Here is a 17012-nt window from a genome sequence, read left to right as displayed (position 1 = left end):
ATCAGGGGCGCAGCTTTAGGGCTGCGCCCTTTTTCTTTGGCTCCAGAGCCGGCGGGCCCGTTTGCGGCCCCGCTTCAGAACACGCCACCGGGCCCGGCGCAGGACCAGCTTCTCGGTGCGCAGCAATTGCTGCCAGAAGACCAGCAGAACCTCCGGCTCACGGCGCATCAGCCGCCGGATCGGAAAGACCAGCTTGGGATGGCGCCTCTGCCAGCGGATGAACTGCTTGCGCGCCTGGAACGAGTAGCGCAGCACGATCATCAGGCCGATGACCAGCATGGGAAGGCCGATATGGCCCGGCAAGGGGGTCAGGACCGCCCCGACCAGGATCACCAGGCTACCAAAGGCGATCGCTGCGATCCGATAGGCCCGAGCCGCAGACTCGCGCAGCAGCAAGGCCAACCGGGCGCGCCGGCGGACCTTTTGCCTGATGTCGATCGCGCTGGTTGAGGCGCCTGTCACCGACGGCGGCGCTTGATCGACTTGCGCCAGCGCACGGCCACGCGCCAACGGCGGGGCATGATCAGCCGCTCAATGCGCAGAACCTGCTGCCAGGCGACCAGCACCACCTCGGGCTCCCGACGCAGCAGCCTGCGCAAGGGAAAGATCAGCTTGGGGTGGGCATGCTGGAAGCGCACGAACTGCTTGCGGGCCTTGAACGAGTTCCGCAGCACAAGCATCAGGCCGATGACCGTGAGCGGCAGGCCCAGCGGGCCCGGCAAGGGGGCTATCACGGCACCGGCAGCGACCAGCAACAGGCCAAGCACCACCAGGGTGACGCGCAGGACGCGCGCCACGATCTCGCGGGCGAGATCATCGGCAGGGGAATGGCGTGCACGAGGCATGGCGAGGGCGACTGAAGCATTCATGAGGAGCTGACGGACTTCACGCTCCGTTTGCTCCTGGAAAATCCAATCAGCCCGACGCGCGAGCCTGATATGTGGACCGATAAGGGCGCCGTAAAGGCGCCCTTTCGACGCGTCCTGAAATAGGACCCTGCTATTCGGCCGCCAGTGGCGCTTCCGCCACAGGTTTCCACCTCAACCGAGGCTTGCGGGCAGCCAGGGTCTCGTCGAGACGCCGCATCGGAGCATGGTAGGGCGCTCCCTTGAAGCGCTCGACATCACCGGACTTGGCGGCATGAGCCAGGGCTCGCAGTGCGACCACAAAGCGGTCGAGTTCCTGCTTGCTCTCGGTTTCAGTCGGTTCGATCAGCATCGCACCGTGGACGACCAGCGGGAAATACATGGTCATCGGGTGGAAGCCCTCGTCGATCATCGCCTTGGCGAAATCCAGGGTGGTCACGCCCGTGCCTTCAAGCCAGCTGTCGTCGAAAAGGGCCTCGTGCATGCACGGGCCGTCCGGGAAGGCCGGGCTCATCACGTCCGACAGGCGGGCCTTCAGATAGTTGGCGTTGAGCACGGCATCCTCGGCCACCTGACGCAGGCCATCGGCCCCGTGGCTGAGCATGTAGGCATAGGCGCGGGTATACATGCCCATCTGGCCATGGAAGGCGCTCATGCGGCCAAAGGCGGTCTCGGCCCCCGCCTCGCCGGCATGTTCGACCAGGGCAAAGCCGTCTTCGCCATGCACCAGCCAGGGCGTCGGCGCGAACGGCGCCAGAGCCTCGCTGAGCACCACCGGACCGGCACCCGGACCACCGCCGCCATGGGGCGTCGAGAAGGTCTTGTGCAGGTTGATGTGCATGGCATCGACACCCAGATCACCCGGACGAACGCGGCCGACGATGGCGTTGAAATTGGCCCCATCGCAGTAGAAATAGGCCCCCGCCGCATGGGTCAGGCGCGCAATCTCCACCACATCGCGCTCGAACAGACCGCAGGTATTGGGATTGGTGACCATGATGGCCGCCACGTGATCGCCGAGCTTCGATTCCAGGTCGGCCAGATCAACCCGACCGTCGGCGGTCTGGGCGATCTCGACCACGGTATAGCCGACAAAGGCAGCCGTGGCGGGATTGGTGCCGTGGGCGCTGGTCGGGGCCAGGACGGTCTTGCGATGACCCTGGCCCTTGGCCTCATGCGCCGCGCGGATGGCGAGCATGCCGCACATCTCGCCATGGGCACCGGCCTTGGGCGTCAGGGCCACAGCGGGCATGCCCGTGAGCGTCTTCAGCCAGTGGGCCAGGCGGTCCATCAGTTCCAGAGCCCCCTGCACGGTCGACTGCGGCTGCAGGGGGTGGATGTCGGCGAAGCCCGGCAGGCGCGCCATCTTCTCGTTGAGGCGCGGATTGTGCTTCATCGTGCACGATCCCAGCGGATACAGCGCCAGGTCGATGGCGTGGTTCTTCTGGGACAGCCGCACATAGTGGCGGACAACCTCGGGCTCGGAGAGGCCCGGCAGGCCGATCGGGGCCGTGCGCAGCAGGCTGTTCAGGTCGTCGGCAGGGGCCGAGGCCTCCGGCAGGTCGACCCCGGTCTTGTGCCAGCCATCGCGCTCGAAGATCAGGGCTTCGTCCTGCAGCAGGCCGCGAGCGCCGGTCAGGGTGGCGTGCGTGTCCACGGTGTCATTGGCGGTTTCGGGACGGGTCGGCCGTCCAACGCTGTTCATGCTCATTGGGCGATGACCTTGGCCAGAACCTTGGCGAAGAAGGTGATGTCGATATCGAGGGTGGTTTCGGTGGCGGCCACCAGCAGCACGTCGTCGAGGCCGGCATGGGCATCGAGGCGCGAGAACGGGACGCCGGCGATGATACCCTGGCCCGCCAGGGTCTCGACCAGCTCGGCGGCCTTGCCCGGCACCCGGATGGCGAATTCGTTGAAGAACCGCGAGGTGAGGATCTCGACGCCGGGGATGGCGGCCAGGGCATCCCGCAGGGCGCGGGCCTTTTCGTGATTGATCGCCGCCAGCTGCCGCAGGCCCACCTCGCCCAGCAGGCTCATATGGATGCTGAAGGCCAGGGCGCAGAGGCCGCTGTTGGTGCAGATATTCGAGGTGGCCTTGTCGCGGCGGATATGCTGCTCGCGGGTCGACAGGGTCAGGACGAAACCCCGACGGCCATCAGCGTCCACCGTTTCGCCGCACAGCCGGCCAGGGGCCTGGCGGATGTATTTTTCCTTGCAGGCAAAGAGGCCGACATAGGGGCCGCCGAAGTTCAGGCCGTTGCCGATCGACTGGCCCTCGGCCACCACGATATCTGCGCCCATCTCGCCGGGCGACTTGAGCAGGCCCAGCGACACGACCTCGGTGGTCACCACGATCAGCAGGGCACCGGCGGCCTGGGCCGCGGCGGCGATCCGGGTGACGTCGGTGGCGGTGCCGAACACATTGGGGGTCTGGACGACGACACAGGCGGTGTCGGCGTCGATGGCGGCGATCACCGCGTCCTCGGCATCGATGGCGACGGCCAGGCGCTGGGTGGCGACACCGGCCGCATGGGCCAGGGTGTCGATGGTCTCGACATAGTGCGGGTGGACGCCGCCCGACATCACCGCCTTGTTGCGGCGGGTGACCCGGGTGGCCATCATCACCGCCTCGGCGGCGGCGGTCGACCCGTCATAGAGCGAGGCATTGGCCACCTCCATGCCGGTCAGGGCCGCGACCTGGGTCTGGAACTCGAACAGGACCTGCAAGGTGCCCTGGGCGATTTCCGGCTGGTAAGGCGTGTAGCTGGTCAGGAACTCCGACCGCTGGATGATGTGATCGACCGTCGCCGGCACGTGATGGCGATAGGCTCCCGCGCCACAGAAGAAGGACCCCTCCCCCGCCGAGCGGTTCCGTCGGGCCAGGGCCGCCATCTCACGCTCGACCTCCAGCTCGCCGGCGTGCAGCGGCAGGTCGACGGTCCCGGCGCGCCGGGCGGAGGTGGGAACATCGACAAACAGGGCGTCGATCGAGTCCACGCCGATAACGCCCAGCATCTCGGCGCGATCATCGGGGGTCAGGGGCAGGTAGCGCATGGGGAGGAGCCTGTTCTGGTATCATCCCGGCTGCAGCGAAGAGCCGGGATGACAGGAAGTTAGAGCGTGCCGAGGAAGGCTTCGTAGGCGTCGCGGTCCATCAGGGCCTCGACTTCCGACGGGTTGGAAAGCTTCAGCTTCGCAAACCAGCCGCCGGTTTCCGGCACGGCATTGACCGTCTCGGGCGCGTCACCCAGGGCGGCATTGGCCTCGACCACCTCGCCCGAGACCGGGGCATAGACGTCGGAGGCGGCCTTGACGCTCTCGACCACGGCCAGGCCGTCGCCCTGCTTCACGGTCTTGCCGACCTCAGGCACCTCGACGAACACCACGTCGCCCAGCTGTTCAGCGGCATAGGCGGTGATGCCGACCGTAGCGATATCGCCTTCGACGGCGACCCACTCATGATCCTTGGTAAAACGCATGTCTGGGCCCTTCCTAGAGTTTGCGGACGTAACGATTGGGAACGAATGGCGAGGCCACGACCTCAGCCGCTTGTGACTTGCCGCGGACAATCACCTGCAGCCGCGCGCCGACCACCGCCAGGGCAGGGGGCACAAAGCCGATAGCGATGGCACCGCCGAAGCTTGGTCCGAAGCCGCCGCTGGTGATCACCCCGACCACGGTGCCGGTCGCGTCGGCGATCTGCGCGCCCTCACGGGCCGGAGCACCTTCGAGCACCTTCAGATTGACGCGGATGCGGGAGAGATCGCCGGCCAGTTCGGCACCAATCCGGGACGCGCCCGGGTAATCGGCGGCCTCACGGCGGCGCTTGCCGATGGCGAAGTTCAGGCCCGCCTCGATGGGCGAAACGGTCTCGTCGAGGTCGTGACCATAGAGGGGCAGGCCGGCCTCCAGGCGCAGGCTGTCGCGCGCGCCCAGTCCGATGGGCTTCACGCGCTCGTCCTGCAACAGGGTATTCCAGATGCGCGTCGCGTCGGCGGCCGGCACCGAGATCTCGTAGCCGTCTTCACCGGTATAGCCCGAGCGGGAAATGATGGCCTCGACGCCAAAGGCAGTCAGAACGGCGGTGTCCATAAATACCATGTCGGCCGCAGCCGGGACGTGGGCGGCCAGAACGGCGGCGGCTTCGGGCCCCTGCAGGGCCAGCAGGGCGCGATCTTCCAGGCGCTCGACCGTGGCCTCGCCTTCAAGCGCCTTGGCGATGATGGCGTAGTCGTTGTCCTTGCAGGCACCGTTGACCACCACGAACAGGCCATCGTCATCAGGACGCGCGGTCATCAGATCGTCGATAATGCCGCCCTGGGCATTCAGCAGAACGCCATAGCGCTGCTTGCCGGGCTTGAGACCTTGATAGTCGGCCGAGACCACCTTCTCGAAGCTCTTGGCCGGATCCGTGCCCCGAATGCGCGCCTGCCCCATGTGCGAAACGTCGAACAGGCCGGCATGCTCGCGGGTCCACAGATGCTCTTTCAGCACCCCGTCCTTGTACTGAACCGGCATGGAATAGCCCGCAAACGGCACCATGCGCGCGCCGGACGCCACATGGGCGTCATACAGGGGCGTCTTCTTGAGATCTTGGTCGGACACGCGGGGGCTCCAAACGGGGACGGCGCTGCTGGTCCGGCTTTCACCAGACGATCGCGCCCCCGCTGTCCCTTTGACCTGAGAGATTCCGGCCCCGGCCCATCGCGCGAAGGATGGGGAGCCTTGCTCCTTCGGCGGGCCATCCATCTTCCCTGGTCAGGGAGGGCAGACAGCCTCTTTCCAGCGTTCCTAAACCCGCGCGGTCCTTTTGCCTGAGCGTTTCCGGGGCGGTTGCGCCTTCGGCCTCGGGACGCGAATCCCGATGTCTCCCGCGTGGGTCAGGCGCTCAATGCTGGAGGGGGGACCCGGAGTCAAGCACGGGTCCGGCTTCACTGACGCCTCTTACCGCTTGGTCGCACGGAATGCCCATTTCGGCATCATCCTGAGACAGATGGCCGCAGTCCGGGTTTCGGGCCCGTTAACCCTGCTCCCCTGAACTGATACAGCCACACTTGCGGACTCAAACATGAAGCTCAGACTTCGAGACGCCCTGAACCTGTTTGCCGGCGCCCTGCTGCTGGGCTTCATCCTGGCCACAGCCACCGCCGTATTCTCCCTGCTGGAACTCAGGGTCGGCGGACCGTTGTCCAAGAAGCAGGCCCATGCCTACGAGCTGTTGGCCGACATCCTGCCGCCGCCGCTTTACCTCGTCGAGGCCATGCTGGTCGTGCACCACGGTGCCGAGGATGCCGGACAGGCCGAGGCGACCCTGGCAACCCTGGCCACCCTCAAGAGCCAGGATGAGCAGCGTCGGGACTATTGGCAGAAGACCGGGTTGCCGAAGGACGCACAGGCAGCCCTGGAACAGTCCCAGGTGGAAATGGACGCCTTCTGGGCCATCGTGGACCAGAAATACGCCCCCGCCCTGAAGTCCGGCGACGTCATCGCCGTCAACACCTCCATCGCCGCGCTGGAGCCGATCTATGCCCGGCACCGCAAGGTCATCGACAGCCTGACGGTGATGGCCAACAAGGCCGCAGCCGATTCCGTTCTCGAAGCTGAACGCACCACCAAGATCGCCTTTGCTCTCTTGGCGGCGACGACCCTGATGATGCTGGCCCTCGTCGTGGTGGGCTCCAATGTCCTGCGCAATTTCATTGTGAGCCCCCTGTCGAAGGTGTCCGCCTATATGGGCCAGCTGGCTGCGGGGGACTTCACCCAGGAAGTCCCGATGCAGGAGCGCGCCGACGAGGTGGGCGAAATGGCCAGATCGGTCGCTGGTTTCAGAACGGCCTCGCTTGAGCGCCAGGCCGCGAAACAGGCCGAGCAGCTGAAGCAGTTCCAGGATCAGGATTGGGCGGCCGAAATGGCGAGAACCGAAGAGCGCAACCTGCGCCAGCAGGTCGTCAAGCTCTTGGGCGGCGGGCTCCGGCAATTGGCGGAAGGCAATCTGACCCAGCGGATAACCGCAACATTTCCACGGGAATTCGAATGTCTGCGCGACGACTTCAACAGCTCTCTGGAAATACTTGAAGAAACCCTGGGGCGGGTCCTGGACAGCACGAGCGCTGTTGACAGCGGCTCACGTGAAATTTCTTCGGCGTCTGATGATCTGGCCCGACGCACAGAGCAACAGGCCGCCAGCCTCGAGGAAACTGCCGCAGCACTGGACCAGGTCACCGCCACCGTCCGGCAGACGGCCGAAAACGCGGCTGAAGCCCAGAAGGCGACCTCAGTCAGCCGCACCATGGTCGGCAAGTCCAGCGCTGTCGCCAATGAGGCCATGACCGCCATGGAGCGGATTGACGCCTCCTCGCGCCAGATCGGCCAGATCATCACGGTGATCGACGAGATCGCCTTCCAGACCAATCTTCTGGCCCTCAATGCCGGGGTCGAGGCGGCGCGCGCCGGCGAGGCCGGCCGCGGCTTCGCGGTCGTGGCCCAGGAAGTCCGCGCCCTGGCCCAGCGTTCGGCGGACGCGGCCAAGGAGATCAAGACCCTGGTCACAGAATCCTCCGACAGCGTCCAGAGTGGCGTGGGGCTGGTCGTCCGGGTCGGCGAGGAACTCTCCAGCGTCGTCGACCATTTCGGACGTATCGAGGACCTGGTGAACACCATCGCCTCAGCCGCCAAGCATCAGGCGATCGGCCTGGCCGAGATCAACAATGCTGTCAGCCAGATGGACCAGGTCACTCAGCAGAACGCCGCCATGGTCGAGGAGACCACCGCCGCAAGCCACAGCCTTACCCGCGAAGCTGGCGAGCTTGGGGCCCTGATCCAGCGGTTCAGGGTGGGCGAGAGCGGCGCACAGGCCGAAGCCGGAGCCGAAGCCGCCTGACAGGGTCTCACTCCGAGAACTCAGTCAGGGTGCTGACGCGCAGCCTGTGGCTACATGCGCTCCGGGGCTTCAATACCCAGCAGATCCAGGGCCTGCTCCAGTTGCCGCAGGGTGGTCTGGGCCAGGTTCAGACGTGAGGCTCGCGTCGCGTCGTCGTCGGCACTCATGATCGGGCAGGCCGCATAGAACTTCGAGAAGGTCTGGGCCAGCTTGTAGGCATGCTCGGCGACAAAGTTCGGAGCCTTCTTGTCATAGGCCTCGGTCAGAGCCCCTTCGAAAGCGTCCAGCAGCATGGCCAGATCCCGCTCCGCCGGCTCGCCGATGGTGATCCGGCCCGCCTTCAACCCGGCTTCGGCAGCCTTGCGCAGTACGCTCTTGATCCGCACCGACTGGTACAGAAGATAGGGACCGGTCTTGCCCTCAAAGCTGGTGAACCGATCAAGATCAAACACATAGGACGTGCCACGGAAGTTCTGCAGGTCGGCGAACTTCAGGGCGGCGATCCCGACCTTGTGGGCGGTCTCTTCGAAGGCCTCTGGCGACAGCTCGGTCCCGAGCCCTGCTTCGCGCAGGCGTTCACGGGCCTTTTCGCGGGCCATTTCGATCAGGTCGTGCAGCTTCAGAACGCCACCGGCCCGGGTCTTGAACGGCTTGCCGTCGCTGCCGTTCATGGTGCCAAAGCCGATGTGCTCCAGCGTGCCCGGCTCGGCATAACCGGCCAGATAGGCAGCCCGGAACACCGTCTCGAAATGGTCGGCCTGACGCTGGTCGACGCAATAGAGGATCAGGTGCGGGTCAAAGCTGCTGCGACGGTCGAGGATCGTGGCCAGGTCGGTCGTGCCGTACATGGCCGAGCCTTCGGATGAGACCACCAGCAAGGGCGGCACATCGCGCTTGTCGCCTTCCTGGGACACACGAACGATCCGCGCGCCCTGGTCCTCGACCAGAAGCCCCTTGTCCTCCAGCTGATGCACCATCGGGGCAATCAGTTCCTGGACGTCGCTTTCGCCCTTCCAGAGGTCGAAGTCGACGCCGAGGGCATGGAACTCACGCTCCAGGGCAACCCGGCTGACATTGACGAAATGGCGCCACAGCAGACGGTAGCCGAACCGGCCGTTCTGCAACTCTGCGGTCGCCCGACGGGCCCGCTCCTTGTAGTCGAGATCTTCCTTCTGGCGGGTCGAGGCCAGCGGATAGAGCCGGTCCAGATCCGCCAGGCTGATCAGGGCCGCGAACTCGGCGAGCACCTTGTCCTCATCGGCCTTGGTGAAGCCGCGCGGCGCTTCCGGCAGCTTTTCCATCAGGGCCTGGATGAACGGGTGCTCGTCCATCACGGCGGTGATCAGCAGGCCCATCTGGAAGCCCCAGTCGCCGAAGTGGGCGTCACCGACCACGTCGTCACCCCGGAACCGGTACAGGCGCTTGACGGACTCACCGATGATCGAGGCCCGCAGGTGACCCACATGCATCGGCTTGGCCACATTGGGACCGGCATAGTCCACCAGCACCCGGCGCGGCGACTCGACCAGGGCTGCCCCGGCGCGCGGATCTGCGGCGATCTCCTTGGCGCGGGCCGACAGGGCCTCGGCGCTGACCCGCATGTTGATGAAGCCGACGCCGGCGATTTCCACCGAGGCCAGACGCGGGTCACCCTTCAGGTGATCGACCACCTGCACCGCGATCTCACGCGGATTGCGCTTGGCGCTCTTGGCGGCCGCGAGCGCACCGTTGCATTGGAAATCGGCAAGATCAGGCCGGTCGGACGCCGTGACACGCCCGAACTCGGGAGACAGTCCGGCGGCCTGGAAGGCAGCTGCGGCCGCCTCGCTCAAGGACCGCTTCAAATCACTCATTGCTTGTTGGGAGTCCCTGCTTGGGCCGTCGTCTGGCCGGCATTGACCCGGAAGCGCTTGCCCTCACGATTGAAGGCGGCCATTTCCGGGGTCACGTCGAAGCCGACCAGGACTTCGAAATTGCCGCCGCTGACCTTGGCGTCCGCGCGCGGGATGGTGATGGTCTGCAGCTGCTCGGTGGCGAACACGCGATCCTGCCCCGTCGGGAAGGTGATCGGCAGATCGAAATATTCCTTGGCGATAATCGCCTGGTTCCGCTCGGTGACCGCAACCCAGTAGCGATAGTTGCGCTGGGGCTCAGCGCCCTGCGGACCGCGGCCGAGCTGGAACAGCACTTCGACGCGGATGCTGATCGGATCATCGCTCTTGTAGGCACAGCCTGACGAAACGCCCTGGATCTCGCCGGTATAGGCTACCGCCGCCGGGCTTTCCCGCCCGTCCTTGAACTCGACGAAGCGGCTGGCATCGTAGAGCACCTTCACATAGGGGCAGGGTCCCGCATTGCGCAGCTGGGCAAGCGGGGCCTTGGACTGGTTCCACTCCTCGTCGCGCTTCTTCTTCTTGCTGGCCTGCTCTTCGTCCTGACCGCCCTGGTCCTGGCCGCGCCCACGGGCCTGGGCGTGAACGCTCGTCGCGGTGGCCGCGATCGAAACAGCCATCAGGGCACTGAGGGCGACGGTGAAATGAGGGCGCATGAAACGTCCGGTCAGAATTGAAAGAGCTTGAAGGAGCGCATGCCCCAGTCGGCGTCATGCAGCCTGATAAAGGCATATGCGTGACGTCGCAATCGACAGCTTTGGCTGCGAACCCCCGCCGCGGTGCTGGCGCGAGGGCCTTCGAACGCTTAGGTTCCCGCCCATGAACGCCCCCGCTCCGGTCCGTCCGCCGCTCACCCTCGTGCTCGCCAGCCCCCGGGGCTTCTGTGCGGGGGTCGATCGCGCCATCCAGATTGTCGAGCGGGCGATCGAGAAATTCGGTGCGCCGGTCTATGTGCGCCACGAGATCGTGCACAATCGTCATGTCGTTGATCGCCTCAAGGCCCTGGGCGCGATCTTCATCGAGGAACTGTCCGAAGCCCCCGATGATCGCCCGGTAGTGTTTTCGGCCCACGGGGTGCCCAAGTCGGTGCCGGCCGAGGCCAAGGCCCGCGAGATGATCTATCTGGATGCCACCTGCCCCCTGGTTTCCAAGGTCCATGTCGAGGCCCAGAAGCACTTCAATTCGGGCCGTGAGATCGTCCTGATCGGCCATGAAGGTCATCCGGAAGTGGTCGGCACCATGGGCCAGCTGCCCGAGGGCACGGTGACCCTGATCGAAAACATCGACGATGCCCGCGCCTGGATCCCGAAGGATCCGGCCAATGTCGCCTTCCTGACCCAGACCACCCTGTCGGTCGATGATACCGCCGACATGGTTGACCTTCTGAAGGCCCGCTTCCCCGGCATCGCCGCGCCGCACAAGGAAGACATCTGCTACGCCACCACCAATCGACAGGATGCGGTCAAGACCCTGGCCCAGGGCACCGAACTGGTGCTGGTGGTCGGCTCGCGCAATTCCTCCAACTCGGTGCGCCTGGCCGAGGTCGGCCTGAAGGCCGGTGCCAGGGACGCCCGGCTGATCGATGACGCCAGCGGCCTTGACTGGTCATGGTTCGACGGTGTTTCCCGCGTGGGTCTCACGGCCGGGGCCTCGGCGCCGGAAGACCTGGTCCAGGGAGTCATAGACGCCATCGCCGCCCGCTTCGACGTCACCCTCGAGAACCTGGTCGAAGCCCGGGAAACGGTGACCTTCAAGCTGCCAAGGCTGCTGACGACCTAGGCGACCTCTTGACCGCCAGCGCCGGGTCCCGCATCCCCCGGTCATGGCCGTCTATACCGACATCACCGACGAAGAACTGTCCGCCTTCCTGGCCGACTTCGACCTGGGGCAAGCCTTGGCGTTCAAGGGCATCGCCGAAGGCGTGGAGAACTCCAACTTCCTGCTGGAGACGGAGGCCGGGCGGTTCATCCTGACGGTCTACGAAAAGCGCGCCGCGCCGGAAGACCTGCCCTATTTCCTCAACCTGATGCGCTGGCTGGCGGATCGCGGCTTTCCCAGTGCCACGCCGATCGCGGATCGCGCGGGTCGCACCCTGAAGACCCTGCGCGGCAAGCCCGCCGCCCTGGTGCAGTTCCTGTCCGGCCTGTCGGTCCGTCGGCCCACCGTCGCCCATTGCCGTGAAGCCGGCGAGGGCCTGGCCCAGCTGCACCTGGCCGGCGAAGGCTATGCCGGTCGCCGGGTCAATGACCTGGGCCAGCCCTATTGGGCCCCGCTGTTTTCCAAGCACCGCAAGGGTGCCGACGACCTCAAGCCCGGCCTGGCCGCGACCATCGACAAGGACCTGGCCGAGCTGGCCCTGGCCTGGCCGCGCGGCCTGCCGTCGGGCGTGATCCACGCCGACTATTTCCCCGACAACGTCTTCTTCCGGCCGGACGGCAAGTTCGCCGCCGCCATCGACTTCTATTTCGCCTGTGACGACGCTTACGCCTATGACGTGGCGGTGACCCTCAATGCCTGGTGCTTCGAGCCGGACGGCAGTTTCAATGCCACCGCCGCCGCTGCCCTGCTGACCGGCTATCAGCGCCGGCGGCCGCTGAGCCCCGCCGAAAAGCAGGCCCTGCCGATCCTGGCGCGCGGCGCGGCGATGCGGTTCTTCCTGACCCGTCTGGCCGACTGGAAGGCGACCCCGGCCGGTGCCTTGGTCAAGCCCCATGACCCGATGGAGTACGAACGCAAGCTGGCGGTGCACCGCGAAGGCCTGACCCTGTTCGGTGCCCCTGCATGACCCCGAAGGTGGTCGTCTATACGGACGGCGCCTGCAAGGGGAACCCTGGGCCCGGCGGCTGGGGGGCCATCCTCCTCTACGGCGACAAGAAGAAGGAAATCTGCGGCGGCGAGGCCCATACGACCAATAACCGCATGGAACTGATGGGGGCGATCCAGGCCCTGGAAACGCTGAACAGGCCCTGCAAGGTCGAGCTGCATACCGACAGCCAGTATGTGATGAAGGGCGTCACCCAGTGGATCCATGGCTGGAAGGCCCGCGGCTGGCGCACGGCCGACAAGAGCCCGGTCAAGAACGACGACCTGTGGAAACGCCTCGACGCCGCCCGCAACCGCCACGAGGTCGACTGGCGCTGGGTCAAGGGCCATGCCGGCCATCCCCTCAATGAGCGGGCCGATGAACTGGCCAATCAGGGTCTGAGCGAGCGGCGGAGCTAGGGCGACCCCGGGCATGAACTTCGTCGGCTATTATCGCCTGCCGCCCGTGCGCGGGGTCTATTTCAGTCCGGCCCAGGAGGAGCGGCTCCTGCTGCTGGGCTGCGAAGAGGTCTTCAGCGACCGCTGTCTGGCCGGCGCAGTCCTGCGGACCGGCCTGGAGCGGGCCCTGGCCGCCCTGGTCCCAGGCGGCGTGCTGGCCGTGCCCAGCCTCCATGCCCTGGCAGGCTCCATGGTTGACCTGCTGGACGTGATCCAGCAGCTGAAGGCCCGCGACCTGCATCTGGTCGTCGTGCAGCCCGCGATCGACACCCGTACCGATCCGGGCCTGTTCGAGGCCTGGCAGACCCTGGCGACCTTCAATGGCGAGCGCGCCATGGTCCGCAGCGCCGAGGCGTCGATGGTCGCCAGGGGGCTTCCAACGACCGCCCCGGAAGCCTGACAGCGCCCGCCTCAGCTCTTCAGCCGATAGCCCGTCTTGAAGATCCACCACACAGCCGTCAGGCACAGGGCAAGGAAGGCTACGGTCATGGCCAGGCTGACACCCACCCCGACGTCGGAGACGCCGTAGAAGCTCCAGCGAAAACCACTGACCAGATAGACCACCGGATTGAACAGGGTGATCTTCTGCCAGACCTCCGGCAGCATGTTGATCGAGTAGAAACTGCCACCCAGGAAGGTCAGGGGCGTGACCACCAGCAGGGGCACGATCTGCAGCTTCTGGAAGTCATCGGCCCAGACCCCGATCACAAAGCCGAACAGGCTGAAGGTGATGGCGGTCAGCACCAGGAAGAGCAGCATCACGAACGGGTGGGCAATCTCGAACGGCACGAAGATCCGGGCCGTGGCCAGGATCAGCAGGCCGAGCAGGACTGACTTGGTAGCCGCCGCACCGACATAGCCGATCACCGTCTCGAGCCACGAGACCGGAGCCGACAGCAGCTCATAGATCGTGCCCGCCCATTTGGGCATGTAGATCCCGAACGAGGCGTTGGAGATGCTTTCACCCAGGAGCGACAGCATGATCAGTCCGGGCACGATGAAGGCTCCGTAGCTGACCCCGTCGATGGCCTGCATGCGCGAGCCGATGGCCGAGCCGAACACCACGAAATAGAGCGAGGTCGACAGCACCGGCGAGACGATGCTCTGGGCCAGGGTCCGGAACCACCGCGCCATCTCGAAGCGGTAGATGGCCTTGATCGCAAAGAGGTTCATGCCGCGTCCCTCACCAGGCTGACGAAGATGTCTTCCAGCGAGCTCTGGCTGGTGCGCAGGTCCTTGAAGTCGATGCCCTGGTCGCCGAGGCGGCGCAGCAGTTCGGCGATGCCGGTCTCCTCGGCCTGGGCGTCGAAGCTGTAGATCAGTTCATGGCCGTCGGCCGCCAGCTCCAGGGCATAGTCGGACAGGGCGGCCGGCAGGGTGGTCAGAGGACTCTGGAGCTGCAGGGTCAGCTGCTTCTTGCCCAGCTTGCGCATCAGCACGGCCTTGTCCTCGACCAGGATGATCTCGCCCTTGCTGATCACCCCGATCCGGTCGGCCATCTCCTCGGCCTCCTCGATATAGTGGGTGGTCAGGATGATGGTGACGCCGCTGGCCCGCAGGGCCCGCACCATCTCCCACATGTCCCGGCGCAGCTCGACGTCGACGCCGGCGGTGGGTTCATCGAGGAACAGGATGGACGGCTCATGGCTGAGCGCCTTGGCGATCATCACCCGCCGTTTCATGCCGCCAGACAGCGTCATGATCTTGGCGTCCTTCTTGTCCCAGAGGGACAGGTCGCGGAGCACCTTTTCAATATGGGCGTCATTGCGCGGCTTGCCGAACAGGCCGCGGGAAAAGCGCACGGTCGCCCAGACGGTCTCGAAGGCGTCGGTGTTCAGCTCCTGCGGCACCAGGCCGATCTTGGACCGGGCGGCGCGGTAGTCCTTCACCACGTCATGACCGTCGGCCAGAACGGTTCCGGTGCTGGGATTGACGATTCCGCAGATGATGCTGATCAGGGTGGTCTTGCCCGCCCCGTTAGGCCCCAGCAGGGCGAAGATCTCGCCCTGGCGGATGTCCAGATCCACCGTCTTCAGAGCCTGATGGCCTGAAGCATAGGTCTTGGTCAGACCCGATACCGAAATAATGCCCTTCACGGGTCCCCCTCGCAGACCCCGCGCGATGCAAGCGGCGGGGCATGGGCCAGATAGGGACGTTCCCGACCTGGCGCCAGACGCGACCAGCGCGCCCGGAAATGATCTAGTAGGCCCGCACCGTCAGGGTCGCCCCTTCGACGCCCACCACCTGGATGCGCTGACCCGGCAGGGGCGGACCGCCGTCCAGCCGCGCCTGCCATTCCTTGCCGTCGACAAACACACGGCCCATGCCCGCCTCGAAGGTCGACAGCACTTCACCATCGCGACCGATCAGGCGCAGCAGGGGATCGTTCAGGTCCGGCGCGTCGCCCTCGAGGACCGGCTTCAGATAACGCCGGGCCAGATAGGTGGCGGCAATGGTCAGGATCGCGAACAACGCGATCTCGACGGGCAGGTTCGTTGGCAGGATCAGGCTCAGGACACCGACCAGGGCCGAGGCTGCGGCAGGCCAGAGCAGCCAGCCGCTGCCGGTCCCGACCTCAACGGCCAGGAACAAGGCGGCCACCGATAGCCAGACCCAGAAGGGGTGCATTGCATAGAAGGTCGCCAGGGCTTCCATCGACTCAGACCTTCTTGACGCCACCCGTCGGCGTATTGGTGCGCGGAACCGGCGGTGTGGGGGCCACAGAACCGCCGCTGCCCAGGGTCTTGATCAGTTCGGCCACCCCCGCGACCGTGCCGGTCAGGCCGGCGAAGTCGGCGGGCACGATGACGGTCTTGGCGTTGGGCGAGCGGGCCAGGTCGCCGAAGGCTTCGACATATTTCTGGGCGATGAAATAGTTGATCGCGTTGACGTCGCCCTTGGAGATGGCCTCCGAGACAAAGGCCGTCGCCTTGGCCTCGGCCTCGGCTTCCCGCTCGCGGGCCTCGGAGTCGCGGAAGGCGGCTTCCTTGCGGCCCTCGGCCTGAAGGATGGCAGCCTGTTTCTGGCCCTCGGCCCGGGCGATCTGGGCCTGCTTTTCGCCTTCCGCCTCGGTGATCACGGCACGGCGCTCGCGCTCGGCCTTCATCTGCCGGGCCATGGCATTGGTGATGTCGGCCGGCGGGGTCAGGTCCTTGATCTCGATGCGGGCGATCTTGACGCCCCAGGGCCCGGTGGCGTGATCGATGGTCGACAGCAGGCGGGTATTGATCTGGTCGCGCTGGCTCAGCACCTCGTCCAGCTCCATCGAGCCGACCACGGTGCGCAGATTGGTCTGGGCCAGCTGGGTGATGGCGTACATCAGGTTGTCGACCTTGTAGGCCGCCTGGGCGGCATCCATCACCTGGATGAAGACAATGGCATCGACCTTCACCGACACGTTGTCCTTAGTGATGACCTCCTGCTGGGGCACGTCGAGGACCTGCTCCATCATGTTCACCTTGCGCCCGATCGTCTCGACGAAAGGCATCAGGATGGTGATGCCGGGCTTGAGGGTGCGGGTGTAGCGACCAAAGCGCTCGACCGTGAACTCACGCCCCTGGGGCACGATCTTGATAACGCTGATGACCAGCAACAGGGCCAGGACCAGGAGAACCAGAGGAACCAGATACGAGGCCAAGACGACGCTCCCTGCACAACCGAGAGGCGCAGGTTAGCGCGGTGCGGCGACCTCCGCCATCGGTTCCGGTACGATCTCGCCGCGCGGCACCAGTCGGACCGATTGCGAGAGCTTCAGGGCCAGGGCCTGGCCCTTGCGGGCTGACTGCTGTTCGGCCTTGCGGCTGGCGGCATCGCACAGCGGAAACTCGCCCTGGCGGGCCGCAAAGCCGGTGTTGAACCGCTCGCGCAGCTGGGCGTCAAAGGCCTGCTCGGCCTGTTCCACCTCGGTCAGGCGGACCATGCGCGAGCGCCAGAACTGGTCATTGAGGCCTTCGCAGGTTTGCCGCAGGGCATGGCTCTCACCGAGCGTATAGGCCAGGTCCAGCAGGCGCTGGCGCTCTTCCGGCTCACGCTCCTGGGCGAGGGCGGCGGTGGCCAGACTGGCGATGATCAGGGCGGCAACAGGCAAGCGAAGCATGAGCCCACTATTCCCAA

General features: G+C 65.7%; 18 protein-coding genes and 1 riboswitch. Of the genes, 5 read left to right on the top strand and 13 right to left on the bottom strand.

What is annotated here, in order from left to right:
* Window positions 1-15 precede the first annotated feature (15 nt).
* The 6 genes from AQ619_RS01510 to gcvT form a co-directional block, all read right to left on the bottom strand.
* Window positions 16-462, bottom strand: coding sequence for a hypothetical protein (locus AQ619_RS01510; RefSeq protein WP_378109279.1), 447 nt, complete (start codon window positions 460-462; stop codon window positions 16-18).
* Window positions 459-869: a hypothetical protein gene (locus AQ619_RS01505; protein ID WP_062143269.1), complete on the bottom strand. Its 411-nt coding sequence runs from the start codon at window positions 867-869 to the stop codon at window positions 459-461. Before AQ619_RS01505 ends, AQ619_RS01510 begins: the two co-directional genes overlap by 4 nt.
* 130 nt (window positions 870-999) lie before the next feature.
* Window positions 1000-2577 carry an aminomethyl-transferring glycine dehydrogenase subunit GcvPB gene (gcvPB, locus tag AQ619_RS01500; RefSeq protein WP_062143266.1) on the bottom strand — a complete coding sequence of 526 codons (1578 nt, stop codon included), beginning with the start codon at window positions 2575-2577 and terminating at the stop codon, window positions 1000-1002.
* Complete coding sequence (gcvPA, locus tag AQ619_RS01495; RefSeq protein ID WP_062143263.1) at window positions 2574-3920, bottom strand: aminomethyl-transferring glycine dehydrogenase subunit GcvPA; 1347 nt, start codon at window positions 3918-3920, stop codon at window positions 2574-2576. Before gcvPA ends, gcvPB begins: the two co-directional genes overlap by 4 nt.
* Before the next feature lie 59 nt (window positions 3921-3979).
* Entirely contained in the window at window positions 3980-4345 is a 366-nt protein-coding gene (gcvH, locus tag AQ619_RS01490; protein ID WP_062143260.1) for a glycine cleavage system protein GcvH, read from the bottom strand.
* A gap of 13 nt (window positions 4346-4358) precedes the next feature.
* Window positions 4359-5471 (bottom strand): glycine cleavage system aminomethyltransferase GcvT, encoded by a 1113-nt coding sequence (gene gcvT / locus AQ619_RS01485; protein WP_062143257.1) that lies wholly within the window; start codon window positions 5469-5471, stop codon window positions 4359-4361.
* A gap of 187 nt (window positions 5472-5658) precedes the next feature.
* Window positions 5659-5750: riboswitch (glycine riboswitch) on the bottom strand.
* 184 nt (window positions 5751-5934) lie between these two features.
* Between gcvT and AQ619_RS01480 the strand changes: the two genes are divergently transcribed.
* Window positions 5935-7746: a methyl-accepting chemotaxis protein gene (locus tag AQ619_RS01480; RefSeq protein WP_062143254.1), complete on the top strand. Its 1812-nt coding sequence runs from the start codon at window positions 5935-5937 to the stop codon at window positions 7744-7746.
* A gap of 50 nt (window positions 7747-7796) precedes the next feature.
* Here the strand turns inward: AQ619_RS01480 and argS are convergent, their stop codons facing one another.
* Together argS and AQ619_RS18960 are read right to left on the bottom strand one after the other, a co-directional pair.
* On the bottom strand, window positions 7797-9599 hold the full coding sequence (argS, locus tag AQ619_RS01475) for an arginine--tRNA ligase (protein WP_062143251.1): 1803 nt from the start codon (window positions 9597-9599) through the stop codon (window positions 7797-7799).
* Window positions 9596-10294 carry a hypothetical protein gene (locus AQ619_RS18960; protein WP_062143249.1) on the bottom strand — a complete coding sequence of 233 codons (699 nt, stop codon included), beginning with the start codon at window positions 10292-10294 and terminating at the stop codon, window positions 9596-9598. The genes argS and AQ619_RS18960 overlap by 4 nt, the downstream gene beginning before the upstream one ends.
* Window positions 10295-10457: 163 nt before the next feature.
* On the opposite strand from AQ619_RS18960, the gene ispH reads away from it, so the two are divergent.
* Genes ispH through AQ619_RS01450 form a run of 4 tightly spaced genes read left to right on the top strand, consistent with a single transcriptional unit; the run spans window position 10458 to window position 13299 of the window.
* Complete coding sequence (gene ispH / locus AQ619_RS01465) at window positions 10458-11417, top strand: 4-hydroxy-3-methylbut-2-enyl diphosphate reductase (RefSeq protein WP_062143247.1); 960 nt, start codon at window positions 10458-10460, stop codon at window positions 11415-11417.
* Window positions 11418-11460: 43 nt separating this feature from the next.
* Window positions 11461-12423, top strand: coding sequence for a homoserine kinase (thrB, locus tag AQ619_RS01460; protein WP_062143243.1), 963 nt, complete (start codon window positions 11461-11463; stop codon window positions 12421-12423).
* Entirely contained in the window at window positions 12420-12860 is a 441-nt protein-coding gene (gene rnhA / locus AQ619_RS01455) for a ribonuclease HI (protein WP_062143241.1), read from the top strand. The genes thrB and rnhA overlap by 4 nt, the downstream gene beginning before the upstream one ends.
* Window positions 12861-12873: 13 nt before the next feature.
* Window positions 12874-13299 carry a recombinase family protein gene (locus AQ619_RS01450; protein WP_062143239.1) on the top strand — a complete coding sequence of 142 codons (426 nt, stop codon included), beginning with the start codon at window positions 12874-12876 and terminating at the stop codon, window positions 13297-13299.
* Between the two features lie 11 nt (window positions 13300-13310).
* On the opposite strand, the gene AQ619_RS01445 is transcribed toward AQ619_RS01450, so the two are convergent.
* From AQ619_RS01445 to AQ619_RS01425, 5 genes are all read right to left on the bottom strand, one after another.
* A complete protein-coding gene (locus AQ619_RS01445) occupies window positions 13311-14072 on the bottom strand; it encodes an ABC transporter permease (protein ID WP_062143236.1) in 762 nt (253 codons plus the stop codon).
* Entirely contained in the window at window positions 14069-15010 is a 942-nt protein-coding gene (locus tag AQ619_RS01440; protein WP_062143233.1) for an ABC transporter ATP-binding protein, read from the bottom strand. The genes AQ619_RS01445 and AQ619_RS01440 overlap by 4 nt, the downstream gene beginning before the upstream one ends.
* 88 nt (window positions 15011-15098) lie before the next feature.
* A complete protein-coding gene (locus AQ619_RS01435) occupies window positions 15099-15554 on the bottom strand; it encodes an NfeD family protein (RefSeq protein WP_062143230.1) in 456 nt (151 codons plus the stop codon).
* A 4-nt stretch (window positions 15555-15558) separates the two neighbouring features.
* Window positions 15559-16536 carry an SPFH domain-containing protein gene (locus tag AQ619_RS01430; RefSeq protein WP_062143228.1) on the bottom strand — a complete coding sequence of 326 codons (978 nt, stop codon included), beginning with the start codon at window positions 16534-16536 and terminating at the stop codon, window positions 15559-15561.
* Between the two features lie 33 nt (window positions 16537-16569).
* On the bottom strand, window positions 16570-16995 hold the full coding sequence (locus AQ619_RS01425) for a TIGR02301 family protein (RefSeq protein WP_062143220.1): 426 nt from the start codon (window positions 16993-16995) through the stop codon (window positions 16570-16572).
* Window positions 16996-17012 lie beyond the last annotated feature (17 nt).

It is taken from the genome of Caulobacter henricii, assembly GCF_001414055.1.
In the GTDB taxonomy this organism is placed as follows: domain Bacteria; phylum Pseudomonadota; class Alphaproteobacteria; order Caulobacterales; family Caulobacteraceae; genus Caulobacter; species Caulobacter henricii.
This window is presented reverse-complemented; position numbering and strand designations above follow the sequence as displayed.